12 protein-coding genes are annotated in these 9,442 nt (G+C 60.8%); 5 read left to right on the forward strand and 7 right to left on the reverse strand.

All coding sequences use genetic code 11. The features are described 5' to 3' along the window. Positions 1-120: 120 nt before the first annotated feature. The 3 genes from mltG to RXV90_RS20200 form a co-directional block, all read right to left on the reverse strand. Complete coding sequence (mltG, locus tag RXV90_RS20190; RefSeq protein ID WP_316651109.1) at positions 121-1,299, reverse strand: endolytic transglycosylase MltG; 1,179 nt, start codon at positions 1,297-1,299, stop codon at positions 121-123. Beyond that, positions 1,299-2,561, reverse strand: a complete 1,263-nt coding sequence (fabF, locus tag RXV90_RS20195; protein ID WP_316651111.1) for a beta-ketoacyl-ACP synthase II — start codon at positions 2,559-2,561, stop codon at positions 1,299-1,301. Before fabF ends, mltG begins: the two co-directional genes overlap by 1 nt. A 100-nt stretch (positions 2,562-2,661) precedes the next feature. Next, on the reverse strand, positions 2,662-3,405 hold the full coding sequence (locus tag RXV90_RS20200) for a 1-(5-phosphoribosyl)-5-[(5-phosphoribosylamino)methylideneamino]imidazole-4-carboxamide isomerase (RefSeq protein ID WP_316651113.1): 744 nt from the start codon (positions 3,403-3,405) through the stop codon (positions 2,662-2,664). Between the two features lie 157 nt (positions 3,406-3,562). Here RXV90_RS20200 and RXV90_RS20205 point away from each other — a divergent pair, with 157 nt between their 5' ends. Next, the gene (locus tag RXV90_RS20205) at positions 3,563-4,429 is read left to right on the forward strand and encodes a PilZ domain-containing protein (protein ID WP_316651115.1); all 867 of its coding nucleotides are present in this window, start codon (positions 3,563-3,565) and stop codon (positions 4,427-4,429) included. A gap of 39 nt (positions 4,430-4,468) precedes the next feature. Here the strand turns inward: RXV90_RS20205 and RXV90_RS20210 are convergent, their stop codons facing one another. From RXV90_RS20210 to RXV90_RS20225, 4 genes are all read right to left on the reverse strand, one after another. After that, on the reverse strand, positions 4,469-4,702 hold the full coding sequence (locus RXV90_RS20210; protein WP_120001821.1) for an acyl carrier protein: 234 nt from the start codon (positions 4,700-4,702) through the stop codon (positions 4,469-4,471). Between the two features lie 184 nt (positions 4,703-4,886). Further along, entirely contained in the window at positions 4,887-5,624 is a 738-nt protein-coding gene (fabG, locus tag RXV90_RS20215; RefSeq protein ID WP_316651119.1) for a 3-oxoacyl-[acyl-carrier-protein] reductase, read from the reverse strand. Between the two features lie 48 nt (positions 5,625-5,672). Further along, positions 5,673-6,602 (reverse strand): ACP S-malonyltransferase, encoded by a 930-nt coding sequence (fabD, locus tag RXV90_RS20220; protein ID WP_316651121.1) that lies wholly within the window; start codon positions 6,600-6,602, stop codon positions 5,673-5,675. Between the two features lie 132 nt (positions 6,603-6,734). Then, entirely contained in the window at positions 6,735-7,331 is a 597-nt protein-coding gene (locus RXV90_RS20225; RefSeq protein WP_316651123.1) for a hypothetical protein, read from the reverse strand. A gap of 257 nt (positions 7,332-7,588) precedes the next feature. Between RXV90_RS20225 and rpsF the strand changes: the two genes are divergently transcribed. The 4 genes from rpsF to RXV90_RS20245 form a co-directional block, all read left to right on the forward strand. Further along, a complete protein-coding gene (gene rpsF / locus RXV90_RS20230) occupies positions 7,589-7,942 on the forward strand; it encodes a 30S ribosomal protein S6 (RefSeq protein WP_316651124.1) in 354 nt (117 codons plus the stop codon). Positions 7,943-7,958: 16 nt separating this feature from the next. Continuing rightward, positions 7,959-8,186, forward strand: coding sequence for a 30S ribosomal protein S18 (gene rpsR, locus RXV90_RS20235; protein ID WP_005608650.1), 228 nt, complete (start codon positions 7,959-7,961; stop codon positions 8,184-8,186). Positions 8,187-8,196: 10 nt separating this feature from the next. After that, the gene (gene rplI, locus RXV90_RS20240) at positions 8,197-8,844 is read left to right on the forward strand and encodes a 50S ribosomal protein L9 (RefSeq protein ID WP_316651141.1); all 648 of its coding nucleotides are present in this window, start codon (positions 8,197-8,199) and stop codon (positions 8,842-8,844) included. 353 nt (positions 8,845-9,197) lie between these two features. After that, the coding region (locus tag RXV90_RS20245) for a helix-turn-helix domain-containing protein (protein WP_316651144.1) at positions 9,198-9,442 on the forward strand (245 nt) is incomplete at its 3' end.

Below are 9,442 nucleotides of genomic sequence, written 5' to 3' on the forward strand. Positions count from 1 at the left end.
ATTGACACTCATGTGACAACCTGTCCTACAGGACGGTGGTTACCGGGATATCGTGGGGGCGTGCGCTGGGGGTATTCAACGCATTCCGATCGCCTTGGTTTCCGCCTTCTCGGCCAGACCTCAGTTCTCCTGCCGCTCCGCTTCGATCTCACGCCACCGGGCGACGTTCTCGTTGTGCTCGGCGAGTGTCTCTGCGAACGCGTGGCCTCCGCTTCCATCGGCCACGAAGAAGATATAGGGCGTTTCGTCCGGATTCAGTGCGGCTTCGATACTTGCCAACCCGGGGTTCGCAATCGGTGTGATCGGAAGCCCGTCGATCAGGTACGTGTTCCAGGGCGTCTCGCGGTCCAGTTCGCTTTGCCGGATCCCGCGACCCAAAACGCCGCGCCCGTCTGTCACCCCGTAGATGACCGTCGGGTCGGTCTGAAGACGCATGCCACGACGCAGCCGATTTACGAAGACGCTTGCAACCTGCCCTCGTTCCTCTGGCTGCCCGGTTTCCTTCTCGATGATCGACGCGAGGATCAGGGCCTCTTCGGGCGTGGATATCGGCAAATCGCTAGCCCGGTTCTGCCACGCTGCGTCAAGGCGTTCAGCCTGACGCTCCGCCATCGCGGCCAGAAGCGACGCGATATCCGAACCAGCCGTAACCTCATAACTGTCAGGTGCGAGGGTTCCTTCCGCAGGAAGATCTTCGACTGTGCCCGTCAGAAAATCAGCCGATTTCAGCGCTTCGACGACCTGCCAACTCGTGACCCCCTCGGCAAGAGCCACACGGTAGCGGGTATCCGCCGCCTCCCGAATCTCTTCGTATGTTGCAAGAGCCTCGGCTTCGGGCTCCTCCGCGCCTTCCTCTGGCGCAGGATCGAACTCCGCGATGATTGCGAAACGGTTGGTCGACGGATCAAGCTCACGCACCTGCACGAGTTCAGAGTTCACCCCGATCCGATAGACAACCTCGGTACCGCAGGTGGACCGTCCTCCTCGCGTCAGGATGTCCACGATGTCCGCCATAGAAGAGCGGGGCGGCACTAGGAACGATCCAGCCTTAAGTTCGCTCGCTTTCCCGGTGTAGTCAGTGCCGACCCGGAAGATCGACCCATTGCTGATTGCGCCCTGTTCCTCCAGGTTTGCCGAAACCCGCCGCATCGTCGTGCCGGGCTCGACCTGAACGCAAATCGCGGCATCCAAAGGTCCTTCGGCCACGTATTGCCGCTGCGCCCAGGCAATGAAACCGCCAAGGGCGATCAATCCCACGATGAGAACCGTCAGGACGTTGGCGACAAAATGCTTCCACATCAGTCGGAAACCCTACCAAGAACGAGAGAGGCGTTCGTGCCACCGAAGCCGAAAGAGTTCGACAAAGCCACGTTGATTTCGCGTTCCCGCTTCGCATTCGGCGCAAGGTCGAGTTTTGGCTCCACTGCAGGGTTATCGAGATTGATGGTGGGGGGCGCCACCTGATCACGGATCGCGAGGATCGAAAAGATCGCCTCGACCGCGCCTGCCGCCCCGAGAAGATGTCCGATCGACGATTTCGTCGACGTCATGGTCGCCTTCGAGGCCGCATCGCCCATTAACCGTTCGACAGCGCCCAGTTCGATCGTATCGGCCATGGTCGAGGTGCCGTGGGCATTGATATAGTCGATCTCCGCCGGCTCCAGCCCCGCGCTTTTCAGCGCAGCGCGCATCGACCTTTCGCCCCCCTCCCCGTCCTCCGAGGGCGCAGTGATGTGATAGGCGTCGCCAGACAGGCCGTAGCCCAGTACTTCGGCATAAATCTTTGCACCCCGAGCGCGCGCGTGCTCCAACTCTTCCAGAACGACGACGCCTGCGCCCTCACCCATGACGAACCCGTCCCGATCAGCGTCATAGGGTCGGCTGGCGCGCTCCGGTTCGTTGCCGCGTTTGGTCGACAGGGCCTTGCAAGCGTTGAAGCCCGCAATCCCGATCTCGCAAATAGGGCTCTCGGCACCACCTGCGATCATCACATCAGCGTCGCCCCACTTGATCAGCCGCGCGGCGTCACCGATCGCATGCGCGCCGGTCGAACACGCCGTCACCACAGAATGGTTGGGCCCCTTGAACCCGTAGCGGATCGACACCTGGCCGGAGGCGAGATTGATCAGGGCGGAGGGAATGAAGAAGGGAGAAACGCGTCGCGGCCCCCGTTCCTTAAGAAGGATCGCCGTGTCCGCGATCGACGAAAGACCCCCGATGCCCGAACCGATCATGACACCTGTTCTCAGCCGGGCTTCCTCATCCTCGGGAGTCCATCCGGCATCGGTCACGGCCTGATCGGCCGCTGCCATTGCATACAGGATGAACTCATCGACCTTGCGGGCCTCTTTGGGCTCCATCCAGTCATCCGGATTGAAGGTTCCGTCCGACCCGTCACCGCGGGGTATCTCGCATGCATAGGTCGTCGCAAGATGGCCCGCATCAAACCGCGCAATCGTGCCGGCCCCCGACTCGCCCGCAAGCAGCCTCCGCCATGTCGGATCCACGCCAGAGCCCAAAGGCGTGACCATTCCAAGCCCGGTGACGACCACTCGACGCATGCTGCCCCCTTGTTTTTTCGACAAGTTCAAGTCGCTTGTCTGATACACGGGGGCGCGGGCGCGCGCAATTGCGCTCCTCGCCTCCTGCGCGGCGGTGCGCTTAGATGAACTCGGCGGTTCGCTCGCGCGGTCCCTGGGCGATGGCAAGCGCTTCGGCCAGATCGAGCGTCCCATTCACCAATGCCCGGCCAACTAGCGCACCGGCAATGTTGGGCACGTATTTCAAACGGGCGATGTCGTCGACCGTATGCACGAGGCCCGAGGCAATCACAGGCGCATTCGCGTGCACGGCAAGCCCCGATATGACGCCAAGGCTGGCTTCAGTGGCGTCGATATCATTGTCGATATCGGTGATCTTGATGGCCGCCAGGGGGACCTCTGCGAATTCCTCGATCAACGCGGACGGTTCGATCGCGCAAGCCTCCCGCCAGGCGTCGACCATGATCTGGCCCTTCCAGACATCAACCGAAAGCACGATCTGATCCGGAAAATATTTCGTCATGCTTCGCACCCAGCCGGGATAACGCGTAGCAACGGTTCCCATAACAATCCGGCCTGCGCCTAGATCGAGATAGCGCCTGATCCGCTCTTCCGTGCGGAAACCGCCCGACACCTGAACGGGAATTCCTGCCTTGCGGATAATGGTGCCGATCAGTTCGACGTTATTGTCATCCCCGAACATCGCGTCGAAATCCGTGACGTGCATCCATTCCGCGCCGGCCTCGGCAAAGGACATCGCTGTCTCCACGGGATCGACCTCCCACTGCTGGGGTTCTTCGATCCGGCCACGGCGCAGGCTGACCGGTTTTCCGTTAAGAAATTCGATAGTCGGATACAGGATCATTTCAGGGTCCTTCCATGGGGCGAACGGCGGTACACTTATCGCGTTGGGTACGGACTGCAGGGCCGGAAACGACGCCGGAACTTTGCTGCGCGACGGAAAAGGGACGTTCGCGGATCGTAACCGTTCAGAAACGCAAACGCGGCATTGTCTTGGCGTTATGGCGCGTGAACCAGCCTATCATTTCCTGCGGCTCGTCGCCACCGGTCTCGCCTACCTCGCGGCATCGGGGGCGTCCGCTTCCTGTGCGGGATCGACACAGCTTGATCGCGTGGGCAGCCTTGTCGCAGGGATCGCTGATGCGGGGGACGGGGATGTGTCCCGCACCCTCCTCCGCGCCGTGCTGACCTACGAACTTCCGCCTGAGGGCGATGTCGCGCCACGCTTCCGCCCTGCCCTCTCTCGGCTGACCTCCGCGCTCGATGCAGCCAGCGTCACATCCGGCGGCAAGCAAGCTGCCGACCGCGACCTCTCCCGTGCACTTGCCGAACTCGGTGCCGCTATCGACCAATCCGGGTGCTTGCCTAGGCGCCCTGAATCGCCCGAAGTCGCCGACAGGATGGATAATCGCCCTTCGGCTCCATACTGGCGTGGCGAAAGTTCGGGCAAATCTCCCTATGCCATGAGGTCACTGATGATTTTTCTCGGGTCAATCCTGGGCGCGGCTGCACTGTCCGGCCTGGCCTACATGCTCTATCGCCGGTTTGAACCGCGCCGCTCGCCACGCCATCACTACGTCGCCACCGTTATGATCCAGCGAGAAGGCGGTGGAGAGCGCTGGACAGCTAGCGCCCTAGATATCAGCCGTTCAGGAATGAAGCTTTCGGGAGGGGGAGAGATCAGCCGCGGTACGCGCCTGACACTTGCTCACAATGGTCTCAAACAGACCGCGATAGTGCGGTGGTCCAACGAGTTCTACTATGGGGTCGAATTCCGACCCGCTCTGAGCCGTCAAGCCCTTCGCGACCTGCTCCGCCGGCACAAGAGTATCGTGACCGCACCGGAAACGAAAACAGCGCCCGCATAACGGGCGCTGCCCCAAACTCTGAAATCCGGACTGCTCGGGTCAGGACGCTTCTTTGATGAACTTCACCGCATCGCCGAAGGTCTGGATCGTCTCAGCCGCGTCATCCGGAATCTCGATCCCGAATTCCTCCTCGAACGCCATGACGAGTTCGACCGTATCAAGGCTGTCCGCACCCAGGTCGTCGATGAACGAGGCATTCTCGGTCACCTTGTCTTCTTCCACACCCAGATGCTCGACGACGATTTTCTTCACGCGATCTTCGATGTCGCTCATATATATGTCCTCACAGTTCCCCGGGGCCATGCCCGCTTGATGTTCGGGCTCGAGGCCCCTGATTTAGCGGCATAAAATCTGCCGCATGAGGTCGGGCAAAGTCTCCCCCCGCCCGGAATCTGAGGCGCCTATAACACAGACGCCATCGAAGGCAAATGTATTCGCCTTCTGACTAGGCGATACGCTACAGCATCGCCATCCCACCATTTACATGCAGCGTGGTGCCAGTGACATACGCTGCCTCAGCGCTCGCCAGATAAAGAACCGCCGCTGCGATTTCAACAGGCTCCCCCATGCGACCCGCCGGTACCTGCGTCAGAATCTGAGCTTTCTGGTCATCAGTTAGCTTGTCGGTCATAGCCGTCGTGATGAAACCGGGTGCCACACAGTTCACGGTAATCCCCCGGCTTGCTACCTCGTAGGCCACAGCCTTCGACATGCCAACCATCCCTGCCTTTGAGGCCGCGTAGTTGGCCTGACCGGGATTCCCGGTCGCTCCGACCACGGAAGAGATGTTCACGATCCGCCCCCAACGCGCCTTCATCATTCCCCGGATCACGCCCTTCATCAGCTTCATCGACGCAGTCAGGTTGACGTCGAGCACGCTCTGCCACTCCTCGTCGGACATCCGCATGAAAATCTGATCCCGCGTGATCCCGGCGTTGTTGACAAGTATATCGACCAATCCCATCGCCTCGGCGGCAGCCTTCGGCAGCGCGTCGACCGCCTCCGCGTCACTCAGGTTGCACGGAAGAACATGGGCCCGCTCTCCAAGCTCGGCCGCCAGAGCCTCAAGCGGCTGCTCGCGCGTCCCCGACAGCCCGACAGTCGCCCCGGCGCCGTGAAGCGTTCTGGCAATCTCCGCACCAAGACCCCCGGATGCTCCGGTGACGAGCGCCGCCTTCCCCGTCAGATCGAACATGCATGTTCCTCTCGTTTTTTCTCGTGTTTCCGTCACCCAATGCGGCGATCAGGCCTCCACAGCCGCGCGGATGTCATCGGCAGTCTCGACCACCCGCACGTCCGCGTCCTTCACTATCCTGCGAACCATGCCTGATAGCGCCTTGCCGGCCCCGATCTCCCAGAACTCGCCAACCCCCTCGCCGGCCATCCAGATAACGCTTTCGCGCCAGCGGACCGAACCGGTGATCTGCTCTATAAGCAGGTCACGGATGATCGATGGATCCGTCACGCCGCATGCGCGCACGTTCGAGACGACCGGCACAACCGGCTCCTTTATCTCCACGCCGCGGATGACTTCAGCCATCTCTGTCGCGGCTGGAGCCATCATTGCGCAATGGAACGGTGCGCTCACCGGAAGAAGAAGCGCCCGCTTCGCGCCGGCCGCCTTCGCATTCTCCACAGCGCGCGACACAGCTTCCCGGGTGCCGGAAATAACAACCTGCGCCGGATCATTATCGTTCGCCGCGGCCAGGCAATCGCCCTGCGCATTGGCCTCCACCAGCGCCTGAACGGCGTTGAGATCGAGCCCGAGGACCGCGGCCATCGCACCATCCCCCACCGGGACCGCCGCCTGCATTGCCTTGCCTCTTGCTCTTAGCAGTCGCGCGGTGTCGCTGAGGGTCAGCGCACCAGCGGCGCAAAGCGCGGAATACTCGCCAAGTGAGTGCCCTGCGACGAACGCAGCAGTCCCGATTCCGACGCCCTCGCTTTCGAGCGCCCTCAGAACCGCCATAGAAGTCGCCATAAGGGCGGGCTGGGCGTTCTCGGTCAGGGTTAGGGTTTCGATATCGCCGTCCCAGATGAGAGAGGAAAGCTTTTCGCCAAGCGCCTCGTCGACCTCGTCGAACACAGCCTTGGCCTCGGGATAGGCCCCGGCCAGATCATGGCCCATGCCGACGGCCTGTGCGCCCTGCCCGGGAAATACGAATGCACGCATCGACTGCCCCTCCCCCTTGTTTTGTATTTGCGGTCTTTCTTTTGCTCTACCGCCTCCAAGGCAGAGCGGCAAGCCGTGCAGATATCCCCGCAGAGGGGCTCAGTTCGTGAAAATCAGATCAGGATGAGGCGCTCAGGCCAGGCGGCTCGACTGAAAAAGCGCGGATTTCGCCAGCTTGTGGTCAACCCGCTCATGCATCGGGCGCAAGTCGACGGAAAGCCTGCGAAGGAGTACCGTCAGATCCGTCTCCCGCCCGTTCGCCACCTCCACCGGCTGACGACGGCCTGCGAAACGCAAGAAAAGGTGCGCCTTCCCCGGCACTCCCTCATCCCTCTTGAGATATGCGCTTTCGACTTTTGCCATCGGCACCACATGCTTAAGACGACTTTGCCCCCGGCAGTTACGGCGCGACAAGCGCAGCTCCCGCCGTGCAAGATCGATATGCACCTCGGTCTGAAGACCACGGCTGCCGTAGTAATAGATCGCAACCCCGCCCGCGCCGAATACGAAGGCAAGGCAGGCCTTCGTCAGGAAGGCGTCGCCCGGGAAGATCGATGCCGGCAGAAGCCACTGGCCATAAGCCGACATCACAAGGATCAGGCCCAGGAACCGCAACATGATCTCGACAAGCGTTTCACTGTCGAAGCGATCTTCTGGATCGCGGATGGTGTAACCCCAGTAGGTTTCCGTCACCATCGGCCCGGTCTGCGCAGTCTGTGCCATCGCCATCGAATTCACCCGCTAACGAATCCCGCCACGTTGGACGGGAACCCTCTGCGACTGACTTTTGACAATGAAGTTGGTCAGAATGCGGCCTAAGGCGGTCCGTTTCGCGACAGCTAGACCGACGCCTTGCATCACTTGGAAAGCTGTGTATAAGCGCTCGGTTGCCGCAAACATCATGCACCAGCGCAGCCTCTCGTGTCCCGGCCGCGGCGACCTGAAACCCGGGCTTTGAAGTGCGCTCGAACAATACTGGAGAAGCCATGCCGCTCTACGAGCATGTCTTTATCGCGCGTCAGGATCTGTCCAACGCGCAGGCCGAAGGGCTCATCGAACATTTCAGCGCCGTGCTGACCGACAACGGCGGAAAGGTCGACCACCAGGAATACTGGGGGGTCAAGACGATGGCCTACAAGATCAACAAGAACCGCAAAGGTCATTACGCCTTCATGCGCACTGACGCCCCTGCGCCTGCCGTGCAGGAGATGGAACGTCTGATGCGTCTCCACGATGACGTGATGCGCGTTCTCACCATCAAGGTCGATAACCACGAAGATGGCCCGTCGATCCAGATGCAGAAGCGTGACGACCGTGACGGTCGCCGTGAACGGCGTTAAAAAGGATCGATAAGATATGGCTGCTAAACCATTTTTCCGTCGCCGTAAGGTTTGCCCGTTCTCTGGCGAAAACGCGCCGAAGATCGATTACAAGGATACTCGCCTCCTGCAGCGCTACATCTCGGAGCGCGGCAAAATCGTTCCGTCGCGCATCACCGCCGTTTCAGCCAAGAAGCAGCGTGAACTCGCCCGTGCTATCAAGCGCGCGCGTTTCCTCGCCCTTCTGCCCTACGCCGTGAAGTAAGGAGGTTCCGATGGACGTCATTCTTCTCGAACGAGTCGCCAAGCTCGGCCAGATGGGCGAGGTCGTGACCGTCAAGGACGGCTATGCCCGCAACTATCTTCTGCCTCAGAAAAAAGCGCTCTGGGCTTCGCCGGAAAACATCTCGGCTTTCGAGGCACAGAAGGCACAACTCGAGGCGCGCAACCTCGAAACCAAGAAAGATGCGGAAGCTCTGGCAGAGAAGCTCGCAGGCGAAACCTTCATCGTGATTCGCTCCGCCTCGGACGCAGGTGCGCTTTACGGCTCCGTCACTACCCGTGACGCCGCCGATTCCGCCACCGAGGCCGGCTTCTCGGTCGATCGCAAGCAGATCCAACTCTCTCGCCCGATCAAGGAACTTGGCATTCACGGTCTGACCGTCGTCCTCCACCCCGAAGTCGAGGTCGAAATCAGCCTTAATGTCGCCCGTTCGGCTGAAGAGGCCGAGCTTCAGGCCCAGGGCAAGTCGATCCAGGATCTGGCCGCCGAAGAAGAGGCTGAGGCAGAGCTTGAGATCGCCGAACTCTTCGACGACATCGGCGCCGCCGAACTCGAGGAACTTGATGTCGACGACGACATCGAGACCCCGGCCGAAGCTGCAGAAGAAGCCGCTGACGAGGACGACGAAACCGCCTCATAGAAGGCGCTCAAATGAAAAGCCATACGCCGCTCCGGCAATTCGGGGCGGCGTTTTGTTTGTCGGAAACATAGGAGCGGGGAAGCCCGCCTCACCTACCCGGAAATCGAAAAACTGACAATTTCGCCCAAATCCCAAGGCAAACAATCCCTCGTGAAACGAGCCGTTCATCGAGATCGCGCGAAGTCAGACACCTCGTGCCCGCAATTCATTGCCTCATGGGGCCCAGCCATTTTTGCGGCAGTTCTCTGCCTGATGCACGCCGACAATGGCCACTAGAGCGTCGTCCCGAAAACCTGAATCGATGGGATTCCCACAGCGTTGATTTTGTGATTCACCATATTTGGAGGTGGGTCATGGGCAAATCACTGTCGCTGGACATTCGGGAGCGGGTCGTGGCGCTGGTCGATGAAGGCCTTTCATGCCACGAAGCAGCGCGACGCTTGCGTATATCGGCGGCAAGCGCTGTTCGGATTGTGCAGCGCAAGAAGCGAACGGGTGGGGTCAAGGCTGCGCCTCAGGGGCGACCGCGCCGCAGCAAGCTGGATGCGGTCTCGGATTGGCTCAGAGCACGCGTGGAAGCCGAGCCTGACATCACCAT

Origin of the sequence: Ovoidimarina sediminis, assembly GCF_032586175.1 — a bacterium.
GTDB classification, from domain to species: domain Bacteria; phylum Pseudomonadota; class Alphaproteobacteria; order Rhodobacterales; family Rhodobacteraceae; genus Ovoidimarina; species Ovoidimarina sediminis.